Here is a 13,750-nt window from a genome sequence, read left to right on the forward strand (position 1 = left end):
CATGACGCAGATCCCGCCGTCCGCGCCGCCGCTGCTGCCGCAGCAATGGAGCAGCGCCTACGTATCCTACTGGTCGCCGATGCAGCCGGAGGACCAGCTCAGCTCCGGCTACTGCTGGTTCGATTACCGCCGCAATATCTGCCGCATCGACGGCCTGTTCAATCCCTGGTCGGAGGAGGGCACCGGCTACCGGCTGTGGATGTCGGAAACCGGCAACGCCGTCAGCAGCCGCACCCGCAAGCAGAAAGTGGCCTATGGACGCGAGGCGATGGCGTTCGGCACGGTGCTGTGCGATATCCCGCTGGATGACGAGGCCGGGCCATTTCCACAGTTGTTCCTGCCACGCGACGTGTTGCTGACGCACGATGCGCAATATGTCGGTCGGCACATGGTGTTGGGACAGGAGGCCGACGCCTGGACGTATCAAAGGCCGGACAAGGGGCCGTCCACGCTGTATTTTCAGGCGGGCACCGGCCTGCTGTTGCGGATGGTCACCGGCGACGACAGGCAGCATGCCTCGGTGCGGGATTTTCCCAATTTGAGCACCGCGGAGATCCCGGCCGGTATTTTTGCCGCCAACGATGGCTGAGGACGAGCGCCAGCCGGATGGCGCAAGGGATGGCGCAAGTTCGCGCCATCCCTTTTTCATTCTGGCCGGCCATGACGGCATCCGCTGCCGCATGTGTCGGATGTCGCCGCTGTCCAGCACGGTTGCGTCTCCCGCGCGTAGTGATGTGCGCGCTTGGCGCTTGCTCAGCGTGGCGATGGAAACATGCGGCCAGACGACTTCGTCGAATACCAGCAGCACGGTTTGGGTGTATTGCAGCTGCAGGAATGAGCTGCCGTCCGGGCGTTGCATGGTTTCAATTCAGAAGATGGCGTCCATTTCGACGGCGTTGGCGTTTTGCAAGACAAAGGTAATGTTGGCGATGCCGCCGGCGTTGCGGGTGCTGACCGGCAGGTTGGTGGTGTTGACCACGTTCAGCTCCAGTTGCTGCTGGTGCTTGAGCGTTTCCACCAGCGCCCGCCATGCTGAAGCCGGCTGGAAACTTGCCGTTCACCTGCGTGGGCAGGGGGCTGACTGGCTCGATATTGGGCGTTCGGCTTTCACAGGAGCTAGCGCCTTGGGCCAGCAATGAGTCGCCGTGCGGGATGGTGGATTGGCGCACGATGGTGGGCGGGGCTTTGGGATCGCTGGTGGCGGACACGTTCAGTCAGATGCCGGGTTCGATGTGTATGCCTTCGTCGGTGGCGGCGTCGCTGACCTGTTGCAGGTAGGCGAGGCCGAAGATGTTGATGTCGTTTTGCCTCGAGCCGCGGTTGGTAACCGGGCCGCCTATGGGGTGAAGGTCGGCGTTTGCTTGGTGGCGTTGACGATCAGGCGGAAGATCTGCTTGTTCTGGTGGTCGGGCACCGCAATCATATTGTAACCGTGGCTCACCCAGGCACCGGCCAGCTCGGCCAGCGGCCCTAGGTGTTCTTGAGTTTGTTTGATCGGCGCGGCTGCGCGTTGCAACAGGTTCATCTTTATCTTCCAGGAAGGTGTCGAAGCAATGCTGTATTTTTCTTGGCATGAAAGTCGGCCGATACCGGCAGGTGTTGTTCTGGATGCGACATATATGCCATTTATGTATTTGTACTTGCCATTGTCGCTCATTTGGAATAAATCGTCTGTGCTGGTTATAGATGGGCGGGAAATGATGTCAAGCGCGGGTGGGTGGTAGAGAACGGTAGGTTGTTGGGCCGCCGAGCGGGGAGGGTCGTACCATCCGCTTGGCAGAGGGCGGGCAACCGGCAGTGTTGCCGGGGCGAACCGGAGGGAGTGGACTTGCCTAGGTTAGCAGCCTGATTTTTGCAAAATACATTTAAAAACAGTTATTTATGTCAGTTGTTTGGTGTTACTGGCGGGGATTGTCAGGGATAAGATAAGAAGGCGCCATAACCAGGCGCCGTTTTTTTCGCAAGCTAAAGGAGAGCCAAATGCAAACCAGCATGCAAGAGGCGGTGGTGGTGGTCAAACCCCGCAACCCGCGTCCGGTCCTGGTGCCGGTTCACCTGTAAGCCGGTGCGGCCGGGGGGCCGTTTAGGACCTTATCCCCCTGGCCTATCGGATGCCGCGCCGCCGGCCCAACCGGCGGCCGGCAGCTCTGGGGAGGAGATGACGTGATCTATCATCCGGAAGCGCGCTATTGTCTGAACGGCGCGGTGATCTCGAAGTCGCCGCTGGTGGTGAAGACCGCTGGCGACGAGGAGCTGGAAATCTCCGCCGGACAGGCTAGCGCGGCGGAAGTGGCGGAGCTGGTGTCGCGGCTGGTCCAAGGCTGCAGCCAGGCGGAGGTGCAGGACGCGTTGCCGCGCCAGTCGGCGGACAGCATCCGGCATCTGCTGGCCAGCCTGGAGGATTACGGCGTGATCCGGTCGGTTGCCCCCGCCGCCGGCAAGACCGGCATGGAAACCCTGCTGGAAATCGAGGACCTGTCCAACCATCTGCTGTACCAGACCTTGTACCGCAATGCGTTCTGGGTGAACTGCCAGAATGCCAGCCAACCCGGCGATATCCCGGAAAAAGTGTTTCATGGCATGGTGATAGAAAACTACCATTTCCTGTTCCGCGAAAGCTATTTCGACGCGCCGGTGCTGTCCTACGTGCCCAATACCAGAGTAAGGCTGGCGATGAACGCCTTCTTCGCCGAGGAGTACGGCCACGACGAACTCTTGCTGCAGGCGCTGAACCGCATCGGCATCAGCCGGGAAGACCTGGCGCGCGCCGTGCCGCTGCCGCAGACCATGGCGTTGTGCAACGCGCTGGCCTACTGGTCGCACAACGACCCGCTGTTCTTCTTCACCACGCTGGGCATCCTGGAGGGCAAGGATATCCGCCAGGACTCCTTCCTCGACGCCGCTTACCGTCTGGGGTTGGACCCTGCCTTCCTGCGGCCGGTCAAGGCGCATTCCGACATCAACCTCAAGGGCGAGCACGGCAGTCTCACCCGGCAGATCTTCTCGCAGATCGATGTGGTGGACCTGGAGACGGTGCGCCGCATGCACGCGCAGACCCATCTGTTTGTCGAGCTGTACGACGCTTTCTACAGCGCGGTGTGGCGGCACTACTCCGGCGACGGGCCGCTGCTGCGCCGCATCGAAGATTACTGAGCGAGGACGGAAGCCATGCATGCTCCCGGTGTCCACGACTTGTTCCACTGTCCGGCCTTGCGCGCCGGGGTGGAAATCCAGGAGCAGGAAGACGGTATCGCGCTGCTGTACCGCGACCAGTCCTGCGACCTGTCCGTAGCGGACGAGGGCCGGCGCGAGCTGTTGGCGCTGCTCGACGATCTGCAGCGCGCGCCGGCCAGCCTGCCGGAGCTGAGCGCTTCCCATCCTGCCATGGCCGCCAGCCTGCCTGGGCTGCTGGAGGAACTGGACCGGCTGGGCCTGGTGACCGAGGGGCGGTTCGAGCTGCCGGCCGACGCCATCTCCGGCCTGGAGTTCAACTCCCGCCTGCGCAACCTGGCCCAGCGCACCATGCGCAAGCGCAGCCGCTCGCGGCTGTACGGCATGCTGGCCGACGGCGCCGCGCCGCGCAACGTGCTGATCGGCTACGCGCTGGAATACTACTGCCTGGTGCGCGCCGCGCCGGGCTTGATCGCCTCCGCGCTGTCGCATGCCGACAGCCGGCAGAACCAGCGCTCGCTGCAGCGTTTCCTGATGTCCGAGCTGGACCACGACCAGATGCTGGCGGAAAGCCTGGCCAGCGTGGACATGGAGGTGGCCGGCCTCGACTACATGCAACCGCTGCCTTCCACTTTCGCGTTGTGTTCGGCGCTGGGGGTGTTCGCCCGCCAGCACCTGCTGTCGTTCAAGAGCGTGCTGTTCCTGTTCGAGATGCCCGGCGATCAGTTCAACCAGGCGCTGGTGCGCTGCTGCGAGAGCGCAGGTCTGTCCAAGCCGTTCTGGGAGCCGTTGCTGCGCCACGCCCACATCAATGACACGCTGGGGCACGACGACATCACCGGCGAGCTGCTGGAGGACATCTCGGCCATCGGCCGCGAGGAGCAACTGGTGGTGGAGAAGAACCTGGTGCTGACCATCGAGACCATGGCGCTGCAGGACGAGGAGATCATCGACTACTACAGCCGCGACGACGCCGCGATACCGCGCCTGTACCTGTAGAAAACCGAGGAGGCGGGACATGGAAGCCTGGCAGATCAGTCACTACCGCATGCCGCATCTGGTGCCGTTCAGCGCGCATCTGGCCGAGGATGGCCAGACCGTGGTGCTGGCCGCCGATGCCTGCGAGTACGAGATCAATTTCACCGGGGTGGACGGCGGCCGCGTGCTGGACAGCGTGCTGGCGATGGCCAATCCCGGCGCTGAGATCTGGTTCGACATCCACCAAGGCTCGGCCCAGCCCTGGCAGCTGTCGCTGGCGCGGCAACTGGACGAGTTGTCGTTGATCCGCGACGCGCCGGCCGACCATTCCGCGCTGGAGCGGCGGCGCCTGGAGCTGGAAGCGCTGGCGCAGCGCTGTGTGGAGCGGCTGCTGGAGGCCACCGCGGCGCACCGCAGCCTCTACGCGCCTGTGACGCTGATCATGCTGAACTTGCTGGACGAGCCACCGCCGCAGGCGGACGCCTTCGCGGTGGACGGCATCGGCGAGCCGGAGTGGAGCGACAATTTCGCGCTGCAAACCTTCTATCTGCAAAAACTGTATCTGGCTGACAATATGCCGCAGATGATCGGGCTGTGGCGGCGGGTGTTGAACGGCTTTGCCGATGCGTCGGGCCTTGCCGGCCGCAGAGTCGCCCGGCTGCCGCAGGCGGACAGGCCGGACAGCATGGGATTTTATTGCCCGGCGCATATCGAGGCTTACCTGTTGTGTCTGGTGGATCTGCTGCTGCTGGCGCCGCTGCCGCAGGCGCGACGCCGGTTGTCGGGTCGGCTGGCAGTGACCGATCCGGACAGCGGCGTCAATTTCATGCGCCGCGCCGAGCAGTTCGCGCTGGAGAGCCTGTCGCAACTGGGCGAGTCCCGCTACGTGCAGCGGGTGAACGCAGATGGCGCCAGCTTCAGTCCGCTGGTGCAGGGACTGTTTGTCGAGCAGTATCACGTCACCCAGCGTTTCGTCGAGATCATCGCGCCGCTGATGACCAAGCGTCTGCGCACGCCGCTCAAGCAGCGGGTGTACCGCTATTTTCAGGAGGAGCTGGGCCACGAGGCGTTTGAGCGGGCCACCTGCGAGGCGCTGGGCGTGCCGTCGTCGTGGCTGGATCAGGCGTTGCCGCTGCCCTTGTTCCAGGCCTATGTCGATGCCTTTACCGTGCTGGGCCGCTACGATCCGATAGGCTATCTCAGCTCCATCATGGTGACCGAGGGCATGCCGGGCATGGACAATCCGGTCCACCAGCGGCTGGAGTCGCTGGTGGAGGACCGCGCCGATTACCAGCGCGTGGCCAAGCGCCACGACGATCTCAATCTGGAACTGAACCACGCCGCCTTGTCGCGGTTGTTCTTCCGCGAGATATCGGTGCTGTCGCCGCAAACCCAGCGCTGGGCGCTGGGCAATCTGGCCTATCTGCTGGAGCTGAACCTGCGGGCGATGGATCAGGTGGCCGACTTCTACGGCGCGCAAACCCGGTTGACCATGTGCTCGCTGGACAGCTACGTGGCGCTGCATGACCGGGATTGACGCTTACGAGGCCTGCGTCAATCCGGCCTGGCTGGAGGTTTTGCGCCAGTGCGGGCTGGACGCGCAGTCGCTGGCCGCCGATGGTTGCTGGCTGTGCCTGGACGATGGCCGCCGCCTGCTGGACTTTGTCGCCGGCTACGGCGCGGCGGCGATCGGCCATAACCCGCCCGAGCTGTTGACGCGGCTGGCGCAAGACCTGCGGGATCTTGCGCCCAATCTGCATCCGCTGGGCTGGTCCGAAGCCGCCGGTGCTCTGGCGGAGCCCTTGCTGGGGCTGGCGGGCCTGCCGGGCGGCAAGGCCTTGTTCGCCAGCAGCGGCGCGGAGGCGGTGGAGGGTGCGCTCAAACTGGCGCGGATGGCCGGCGGCCGCGCGCGGGCGATCGGCTTTGACGGCGGATTCCATGGTCTGACGCTGGCCGCCACCCAGCTGGCCGGCAGTGGCTTCTGGCGCCAGGGCCTGCCGGCGGACGCTGATTGTCTTCGGCTGCCGTGGGGCGACTTGGCCGCTCTGGAGGGGGCGCTCGCGGCGAACGACGTGGCGGCGGTATTGTTGGAACCGGTGCAGGGCACCGCCGGCGCGCGCGCCTGGAGCGGCGATGCCTTGCACCGGCTGGCGGCATTGTGCCGCCAGCATGGCGCCTGGTTGATCTATGACGAAGTGCAGTCCGGCTTGGGGCGTTGCGGCGCCTGGTTCGCTTATCAGGCGCTGGGCGGACCGCCGCCGGATATGCTGCTGCTGGCCAAGGGGCTGAGCGGCGGGGTGTTGCCGGTGTCGGCTCTGCTGTACCGCGATGCCATTTACCAGGCGGTGTTCGCCCGGCCCGGCTGCGCCAAGATCCATGGCTCCACTTTTGGCGGCAACCGGCTGGCGCTGCGCTGCGGATTGCACATGCTGGAAGCGCTGCGCGGCCTGGACGCGCCGGCCAGGGCCGCCGGGCAGTCGGACTATCTGCGCCGCGCCTGGCCGGACGGTCCGTTTGTGCTGGAGGGCGTGGGGCTGATGCTGGCCTTGCGCGCCACGCCGCGGGCGAAGAGCCGTTTTGGCGAGCAGGCTGCCGGCGCGCTGTGGCTGCAGCTGCTGGCGGAAGGCGTGCTCACCGCGCCCGCCGCGCACGATCCGGACGCGCTGCGCCTGCTGCCGCCGCTGACGGTGGGAAGGGCGGAGTTGGATTATTTTCTGAACGCATGCCAGCGCGCGGTCACGGCGCTGGAAGAGGAGGCGACGACATGATGAAAATCCAACACGTGCTGCTGGCGATCTTGGTGGCCGCCATCTGGGGCCTGAGCTTCATCGTGGTGAAGATAGGTCTCACCCAATGCCCGCCGCTGTTGTTGGCGGCGTTGCGTTTCGTGGTGGTGTTCGCCGTGGGCGTGCTGCTGTTTCCCCGGCCCACGCTGCCGTGGCGGCTGTATCTGCGCGCTGGCTTGTGCCTGGGCGTGATCCAGTTTGCCGGGCTGTTTTCCGCCATCAAGCTGGGCATGCCGGCCGGCATCGTGTCGGTGCTGGCCCAGGTGCAGGTGTTCATTACCTTGCTGCTCGCCAATGTGCTGCTGCAGGAAACCCGCTCCGCCGTGCAGAAGGCGGTGATGGCGCTGGCTCTGCTAGGCGTGCTGCTGTTGGGCTATGCCCGCTATCACGACGCGTTGCCGTTGCTGCCGCTGTTGCTGGCCTTGTTGGGAGCGGCTGGTTTCGCCTGGGGCAATATCGAGCTGAAGCGTTCCGGCAAGGTGGACATGTTCGGCTTCGCCGTGTGGATGAGCGTGGTGCCGCCGCTGCCCTTGCTGCTGCTGTCGTTTACGTTGGAGGGCGGTCCCGCCGCGGCGTGGAGCGTATTGGCGCATTTCACCTGGACCGGGCTGCTGGCCTTGCTGTTCCTGGCTCTGATCGGCACGCTGTTTGCACTGGGCAGCTGGGGCAAGCTGCTCAGCCTGTATCCGGCCACGCTGGTGGCGCCGTTTTCGCTGCTCAGCCCGGTATTCGGCCTGTTGGGCGGTTATGTGATCCTGCAGGAGCGTTATGATGGTTTGAGCATCCTGGCTTCCGCGCTGATTGTGGCGGCGCTGGCGCTGAACACCTACGCCGGCAAGCTGGGCGCGTTCAAGGGCTGGCTGCAGCGCGCCCACCTGACGATAAAGGGACTACCGCACCGATGAACGACGATTCGCTGTATCTCTCCACCGACAAGCACCGGCTGGACGTCGGCTTGATTCATGCCTTCCTGCATGATCATGCGCCTTGGGCCAAAGGCATCGCGCGCGCCACCGTGGAGCAGGCCATCGCCGGCTCCATCTGTTTTGGCGCTTATCTGGACGGGCGCCAGGTAGGCTTCGCCCGGGTGGTGACCGACCAGGCCACCTTCGGCTATCTGTGCGACGTGTTCGTGGTGCCGGAATGCCGCGGCTGCGGCTATGCCCGCCTGCTGATGCAAAAGGTGGCGCAGGAGCCTGCCTTGGCCCGGCTGCGCCGCATCGTGCTGGTGACCTCCAACGCGCATGGGGTGTATCAGCCGTTCGGCTTCACCGCGTTGGAGCATCCGGAACGTTATATGGAACTGCACAGGCCGGATATCTACAGCCGGGGTGAATAGCAACCGCCCCGCCCAAGCCACCAGTGCTGCGCTCGCCCCGTCACCGAACCGGTTTAATTAGGCTTGCAGGCAATTTCCATTGAGCGTTCGCCGGTTTTGATTGCCGAACCGCCGAATGATCCGGCATTGCCATGAATGGCTCCGCCGACGGTGGCGATAGAGCTGTCTTCGCCGCTACGGTCAAGGATGTCGTAGCCCGCGCCCTTGCAGATTTCTCCCGCCGCTTCATAGCATTTGTCCCAGCCGCGGGCGATGCCGCTGCAATTCAGCGCGTATGCCCTGCGGCCGTCGGGGGAGTAGGTTTCATGAACGGTTGCGCAAGCCGCCAGCAGGCACAGGATAGGCAGGGTGGTTGTGACGCGGTAGGGAGTCATCTGTTTCTCCGTGGCATGGAGGCGCACAGCCGTTTATTTGCATGGCTGAGTGCGCCTGCGAGGTTTGTCGAAGATACTCGCCATCCCGATGGCGGCATGGCCTGCCTGGGCTGCGGCGCGGATGGCGGATGCACGCTTTGCCGGACCGCGTGGCGAAGGGCGGTCAGGCCACGGCGATGCCGCCGTTTTTCTGCAGCAGTTTCAGAAACGCCTCGCCCGGCAGCGGCCGGGAGTACAGGTAGCCTTGCACGTACTGGCAGTGGTTGTTCCGCAGGATAGCCGCCTGGGCCGCGGTTTCCACGCCTTCGGCGATCACCTCCAGCCCCAGCTTGCCCGCCATGACGACGATGGCTTCGCACAGCGCCAGGTCGCGCGGATCCTCGGCGATCTGGCGGACGAAGGACTGGTCTATCTTCAGGTAGTCCAGCCGGTAGCGCTTCAGGTAGGACAGCGCCGAGTAGCCGGTGCCGAAGTCGTCGAGGGCGATGCGGATGCCGGCGGCGTGGTAGCGCTCCAGCGCTTCTTGCACTGCGTAGTCGGCATCCAGCAGCACGCCCTCGGTGATTTCCAGCACCAGCGCGTCGCCGGGCACGCCGCTATCGGCCAGTTTTTGCAGCCAGCGCTGGTGATTGCGCTGTTCGCGAAAATGCAGCGCCGACACGTTGATCGATATCCGGAATTGCGAATGCAGGTCTTGCCGCCAGGCCCGCACGCTGCGCAGCGCCTCGTCGAACACCCATTCCGAGAGATCGCCTATCATGCCGCATTCCTCGGCGATCGGGATGAAGGCCGACGGGGGGATGTCGCCATGCTGCGGGTGCCGCCAGCGCAGCAGCGCCTCCGCTTTTTGCACGCGTCCGGTGGCCAGTTCGACGATGGGCTGGTACACCAGGAACAGCTGGTTCTGCTCCAGCGCCTCATGTAGGCCGCTGGAGATCTGCAGCCGGATTTCCGCGGCCTTTTGCATCTCCGGCGCGTAGAAGCAGTAGCGGTTGCGTCCGGCGTGCTTGGCGCCGTACATGGCCTGGTCGGCGTTGCGCAGAAGTTCCTCCACGCTGGCGCCGTCGGTGGGGAACAACGCGATGCCTATGCTGCCGGTGACGTAGCAGGTCATGTGCTCCAGCACCACCGGCTCGGCCAGTTGGGCCAGCAGTTTTTGCGCCACCTGGTCTACATCGCTCAGCGTGTCGATGTCGCCGAACGCGATGCAGAACTCGTCGCCGCCCAGCCTTGCCACGGTGTCGCTGGCGCGCATGCAGCTTTGCAGGCGCCGGGCCACGATTGCCAGCACCTGGTCGCCCAGGCCGTGGCCCAGCGAATCGTTGATGGTTTTGAAGTGGTCCAGGTCTATCAGCAGCACCGCCATCATGCTGTGGTGGCGCGTGGCCTGGGCCAGTTCGTATTCCAGGTGGTCATGCAGCATGCGGCGGTTGCACAGATTGGTCAGCGGGTCGTGCTTGGCCAGGAAATCCAGTTGCTCCTGCACCGCCAGCACCGAGCTGATGTCGGAAAACACCAGCACATAGTTGCCGATGACGCCGTCCGCGCCGGGAACGATGCTGATGCTTTCCCAGATGCAGAGTGCGGCGCCGTTCTTGTGCAGGTAGTTGGCGTTGCCTTGCCAGGTCTGGGGTTCCCCCTGGCGCAGTTGCGCCAGGAAGGGGGCGCTGTGCGGGGTTTGATAGAGCGTGTCAATGTCAGGCCAGGCCAGGGTTTCTTCCGCGGGGTAGCCGGTGAGCTGGCTGAAGGCCGGGTTGACCGAAATCACCCTGCGCTCGGCGTCCAGGATGGCGATGCCTTCGGCGGTGGATTCGAACACGGTCACCGCCTGGCGCAGCTTTTCCTCGGTGCGGCGCCGCTCGGTGACGTCCTGCATCACGCCGATGAGGCGGCCGCCGCGCTCGCCGTCGTCGAAGCGCTTGCCGTGGGCCTCCATCCAGCGCGTGTCGGCCGGGGCGTCGGCGCGCAGGCGGAAGCTGACGTTGAAGCTGCCGCCGCCCTGGCTGGTATGTTCGATGGCCTGGGCTACCGCCGGTTCGTCGCGCGGGTCGATCTGTTGCAGGAAGTGGCGGATGGTTTCGCTGAGCACCGAGCTGGGCGACAGCAGCGTCTCCTCGTTCAGGCTGAACACGTTCATCTGGTCGATTTCGACATGCCATTCCCACACTTCCAGCTGTGCCGCCACCATCGCCTTGCAAAAGCGTTCCACCTGCTCGTCGCTGTCGCGCTGGATGCCGAAGCGCACCATCGCCATCTGCAGCGTGGCGTGCAGCTCGCGCGGGGATACCGGCTTGACCAGGTAGCCGTAAGGCAGCGCGCTCTCCGCGCGCAGCAGTGTGGCGTCCTCGGCGTAGGCGCTGAGAAAGATGATGGGAACCCGCAGGCGGCGGTGGATTTCGCGCGCCGCCTCCACGCCGTCCATTGCTCCTTCCAGATGGATGTCCATTAGCACCAGATCGGGGCGCTGCTGTATGGCCTTTTCTATTGCCTGATGTCCGCTGGCCACCACGCCGCAGACGATGTAGCCCAATGCCTGCAGTTGCAGTTGCAGGTCCATCGCGATGATGCGCTCGTCCTCCACGATCAGGATGCGGAAGTTCGTCATATGAACTTCCCCGCGCCGAACACCGGAAAGCGCGCCTCGAAGCGCACGCCGGGCTGGTTGTCGTGCATGCTCAGTTGCGCGCCCATCTGTTCGGCCAGCATCGGCACCAGCTGCAGTCCCAGCGACTTGGACTGGCCGGGCTGGGTCAGCGCCGGCATGCCGATGCCGTGGTCGCCCACTACCAGCAGCGCGTGCTTGTCGTCCTCCAGCGACAGGCGGATGTCGATGGTGCCGCTGCCCGCCGGGTAGGCGTGCTTGAGCGCGTTGGTCAGCAGCTCGTTGATCAGCAGGCCGCAGGGGGTGGCGCGCTGCAGTTCGAGATACACCAGCCCCTCCGGCGCGTCCTGTTCCACTTGCAGCTGGCGGGTCAGCAGGCCGTAGCTGCTCAGCAGCAGCTGGTTGATGCGCTGCAGGTATTCGCCCAGATCCACTTTGGAGAAGTCGCGGCGCTCGTACAGCAACTGGTGGATCAGCGACATCGAGCGCACCCGCGCCTGGCTGTCCTGCAGCACGTGGCGGGTGCTTTCCTCCTCGACATAATGCGTCTGCATATTGAGCAGGCTGATGATGACCTGCAGATTGTTCTTCACCCGGTGGTGCACCTCGTTGAGCAGCGTGGTTTTCTCCAGCAGCGCCATTTCCAGCTGGCGCTGCACCTGCTTGCGCGAGGTGATGTCGACGATGCCGGCCAGCACCATCGGACCGTCCTCGGTCTCTATCGGGTTCAGCCCGATCTCGATCGGAAACTCGCTGCCGTCCTTGTGCAGGCCGAACAGGTCGCGGCCCACGCCCATCAGCCGCGCCTCGGGCTGCCGCAGATAGGTATGCCGCAGCTGGCCGTGCTGGCTGCGGAAGCGTTCCGGCACCAGGCGCTCCATCTGCATGCCGTGCAGCTCGTGCGATTCGTAGCCGAACAGCGATTCGGCCAGCCGGTTGAACAGGGTGATGGCGCCGGCGGCGTTGACCATGATCATCGCGTTGTGCGCTTCTTGCACCACCTGATGGAAGTGTTCTTCCAGCCGCTTGCGCGGACCGATGTCGCGGATGATTTCGGCGTAGCCGCGCAGCACGCCCTGCGGGTCGTGCAGCGGCTTGAGCACGATGTCGGCGAGAAAACGGCTGCCATCCTTGCGCACGCGCCAGTCTTCGCCGCAATGGCGCCCTTCCAGGCGGGCGACGTCAAGCTCGCGCATTGCCCGCGCCGCGACGCCGGCTTCCGGGGGGTAGAGGCGGCTGAGGTGCTCGCCGAGGATCTCGTCGGCGCGGTAGCCCTGCATGCGCTCGGCGCCGGGATTCCAGCTGCGCACCAGGCCTTCGGTGTCCAGTAGGAAGATTGCGTAGTCGTCCACGCAGCTCACCAGCAAGCGGAAGCAGGCGTCGCTCTCGCTGATGCCCGGCAGAGCGGAACTTTCGATGGTCGACATCGCGGTTTCTCATGGCAGGGCGCTTCGGCGTCGGGGCGGACTGAGAGCGGCGGTTGGTGCGGCGGCGTGTGCCGGCTGGATATCCACTTATAAGGGTATGTCTTTGTGCTGCGCGATGTGCTCAGTAGCTTTACTAGGTGCAAATACCAGTATGGCGCGAGGCGGCTGCCCGCCATAGCCGGCCGGAGTCCGCAACCGCAGCTGGCGGGGACTGAGGCCCAGCATTTGCCGGCACAGCCGGGTGAGGGCGCTTTGGTCGGAAAAGCCGCAGCTGGCGGCGATATCGGCCAAGGAGCAGCTGCTGTGGACGATGGCGTGGCAGGCCGCCTCCATCCGGGTGCGGCGAATGAATTCGCCGGCGCAGGCCTGGAACACCCGCTTCATGCGCCGGTCCAGCTGGCCTATGCTCAGGCCGGACAGGTCGCACAGCTCCTCCAGCCGCAGCGGGCGGTGGTAATGCGCCTGGATGTGGTCGACGCAGGCGGCGAAGCGCTCGTCCAGCAGCTTTTCCCTAGTCAGCTCGGCCAGGTCCTTGGAGATGCAGACCAGGCCCAGCAACTGGCCGTCCGGGTGGTAGAGCGACTGCTTGCTGGTGAGGCACCAGCCGGGCGAGCCGTCGGGATACACGGTGAGATCCAGCCGGTTGCGCAGCGGCCTCTGTTCGGCGAACAGCGCCAGATCCTGGTCGCGGTAGCGGTTGGCCATCGCGCTGGGGAACAGCTCATGCGCGGTGCGGCCCTCCGCCTGCCAGCGGTGGCGCAGCGCGCAGCGCCCGACGCAGCCTTCGCTGACCGTCAGGTAGCGGCTGTCCAGATCCTTGACGGCGAACACCACGTCGGGAAGATGGTCGAACAGCGCGGCCATGGCGCGCACGGCGGCCAACTCGCTGATCAGGTGGGAAGGCTGCGCTTGCATCAACATGGTGGATGGTCCTCGGGATTACATGATTAATTCCATCAAATTGGCCAATTATTACATTGGCATTTGTTGAAAATAACATGCTCCATGTCTATGCGCTTTGCAAGTTTTGGCTGGCGCAATCCGCGCGGCGATAAGAAAACAGGCCATGCGTC

General features: G+C 64.7%; 13 protein-coding genes. 7 read left to right on the plus strand and 6 right to left on the minus strand.

Features of this window, described 5'->3' with window-relative positions; all coding sequences use genetic code 11:
* Position 1: 1 nt before the first annotated feature.
* Positions 2-589 carry a violacein biosynthesis enzyme VioE gene (vioE, locus tag BI347_RS07365; protein ID WP_071115606.1) on the plus strand — a complete coding sequence of 196 codons (588 nt, stop codon included), beginning with the start codon at positions 2-4 and terminating at the stop codon, positions 587-589.
* Between the two features lie 279 nt (positions 590-868).
* Here vioE and BI347_RS23950 read toward each other — a convergent pair whose 3' ends face one another.
* The gene (locus BI347_RS23950) at positions 869-1,018 is read right to left on the minus strand and encodes a hypothetical protein (protein ID WP_158020750.1); all 150 of its coding nucleotides are present in this window, start codon (positions 1,016-1,018) and stop codon (positions 869-871) included.
* 318 nt (positions 1,019-1,336) lie between these two features.
* Positions 1,337-1,657 carry a hypothetical protein gene (locus BI347_RS23490; protein WP_139167188.1) on the minus strand — a complete coding sequence of 107 codons (321 nt, stop codon included), beginning with the start codon at positions 1,655-1,657 and terminating at the stop codon, positions 1,337-1,339.
* Positions 1,658-2,163: 506 nt separating this feature from the next.
* Between BI347_RS23490 and BI347_RS07375 the strand changes: the two genes are divergently transcribed.
* Genes BI347_RS07375 through BI347_RS07400 form a run of 6 tightly spaced genes read left to right on the plus strand, consistent with a single transcriptional unit; the run spans position 2,164 to position 8,274 of the window.
* Positions 2,164-3,153 (plus strand): iron-containing redox enzyme family protein, encoded by a 990-nt coding sequence (locus tag BI347_RS07375; protein WP_204378013.1) that lies wholly within the window; start codon positions 2,164-2,166, stop codon positions 3,151-3,153.
* A gap of 15 nt (positions 3,154-3,168) precedes the next feature.
* The gene (locus BI347_RS07380; RefSeq protein ID WP_071114651.1) at positions 3,169-4,170 is read left to right on the plus strand and encodes a hypothetical protein; all 1,002 of its coding nucleotides are present in this window, start codon (positions 3,169-3,171) and stop codon (positions 4,168-4,170) included.
* 19 nt (positions 4,171-4,189) lie between these two features.
* Positions 4,190-5,686 (plus strand): hypothetical protein, encoded by a 1,497-nt coding sequence (locus BI347_RS07385; protein WP_071115608.1) that lies wholly within the window; start codon positions 4,190-4,192, stop codon positions 5,684-5,686.
* Complete coding sequence (locus BI347_RS07390; protein WP_071115609.1) at positions 5,673-6,917, plus strand: class-III pyridoxal-phosphate-dependent aminotransferase; 1,245 nt, start codon at positions 5,673-5,675, stop codon at positions 6,915-6,917. Before BI347_RS07385 ends, BI347_RS07390 begins: the two co-directional genes overlap by 14 nt.
* Positions 6,914-7,840, plus strand: coding sequence for an EamA family transporter (locus BI347_RS07395; protein ID WP_071114189.1), 927 nt, complete (start codon positions 6,914-6,916; stop codon positions 7,838-7,840). Before BI347_RS07390 ends, BI347_RS07395 begins: the two co-directional genes overlap by 4 nt.
* Positions 7,837-8,274, plus strand: a complete 438-nt coding sequence (locus tag BI347_RS07400; protein ID WP_071115610.1) for a GNAT family N-acetyltransferase — start codon at positions 7,837-7,839, stop codon at positions 8,272-8,274. Before BI347_RS07395 ends, BI347_RS07400 begins: the two co-directional genes overlap by 4 nt.
* A gap of 53 nt (positions 8,275-8,327) precedes the next feature.
* On the opposite strand, the gene BI347_RS07405 is transcribed toward BI347_RS07400, so the two are convergent.
* The 4 genes from BI347_RS07405 to BI347_RS07420 form a co-directional block, all read right to left on the minus strand.
* A complete protein-coding gene (locus tag BI347_RS07405) occupies positions 8,328-8,648 on the minus strand; it encodes a hypothetical protein (RefSeq protein ID WP_071114188.1) in 321 nt (106 codons plus the stop codon).
* Positions 8,649-8,811: 163 nt separating this feature from the next.
* Positions 8,812-11,253, minus strand: coding sequence for a two-component system response regulator (locus BI347_RS07410; protein ID WP_071115611.1), 2,442 nt, complete (start codon positions 11,251-11,253; stop codon positions 8,812-8,814).
* On the minus strand, positions 11,250-12,677 hold the full coding sequence (locus BI347_RS07415) for a sensor histidine kinase (RefSeq protein WP_083338744.1): 1,428 nt from the start codon (positions 12,675-12,677) through the stop codon (positions 11,250-11,252). Before BI347_RS07415 ends, BI347_RS07410 begins: the two co-directional genes overlap by 4 nt.
* A gap of 87 nt (positions 12,678-12,764) precedes the next feature.
* Positions 12,765-13,598 carry an AraC family transcriptional regulator gene (locus tag BI347_RS07420; protein ID WP_239690843.1) on the minus strand — a complete coding sequence of 278 codons (834 nt, stop codon included), beginning with the start codon at positions 13,596-13,598 and terminating at the stop codon, positions 12,765-12,767.
* Between the last annotated feature and the right edge of the window lie 152 nt (positions 13,599-13,750).

Origin of the sequence: Chromobacterium sphagni (genome assembly GCF_001855575.1) — a bacterium.
GTDB classification, from domain to species: domain Bacteria; phylum Pseudomonadota; class Gammaproteobacteria; order Burkholderiales; family Chromobacteriaceae; genus Chromobacterium; species Chromobacterium sphagni.

Bases quoted from the DNA above. Each gene is read 5' to 3' on its own strand.
- vioE (WP_071115606.1), top strand. From the start codon at position 2: ATGACGCAGATCCCGCCGTCCGCGCCGCCGCTGCTGCCGCAGCAATGG.
- BI347_RS23490 (WP_139167188.1), bottom strand. From the start codon at position 1,657: ATGAGCGACAATGGCAAGTACAAATACATAAATGGCATATATGTCGCA.
- BI347_RS07380 (WP_071114651.1), top strand. From the start codon at position 3,169: ATGCATGCTCCCGGTGTCCACGACTTGTTCCACTGTCCGGCCTTGCGC.
- BI347_RS07385 (WP_071115608.1), top strand. From the start codon at position 4,190: ATGGAAGCCTGGCAGATCAGTCACTACCGCATGCCGCATCTGGTGCCG.
- BI347_RS07390 (WP_071115609.1), top strand. From the start codon at position 5,673: ATGACCGGGATTGACGCTTACGAGGCCTGCGTCAATCCGGCCTGGCTG.
- BI347_RS07395 (WP_071114189.1), top strand. From the start codon at position 6,914: ATGATGAAAATCCAACACGTGCTGCTGGCGATCTTGGTGGCCGCCATC.
- BI347_RS07400 (WP_071115610.1), top strand. From the start codon at position 7,837: ATGAACGACGATTCGCTGTATCTCTCCACCGACAAGCACCGGCTGGAC.
- BI347_RS07405 (WP_071114188.1), bottom strand. From the start codon at position 8,648: ATGACTCCCTACCGCGTCACAACCACCCTGCCTATCCTGTGCCTGCTG.
- BI347_RS07410 (WP_071115611.1), bottom strand. From the start codon at position 11,253: ATGACGAACTTCCGCATCCTGATCGTGGAGGACGAGCGCATCATCGCG.
- BI347_RS07415 (WP_083338744.1), bottom strand. From the start codon at position 12,677: ATGTCGACCATCGAAAGTTCCGCTCTGCCGGGCATCAGCGAGAGCGAC.
- BI347_RS07420 (WP_239690843.1), bottom strand. From the start codon at position 13,598: ATGTTGATGCAAGCGCAGCCTTCCCACCTGATCAGCGAGTTGGCCGCC.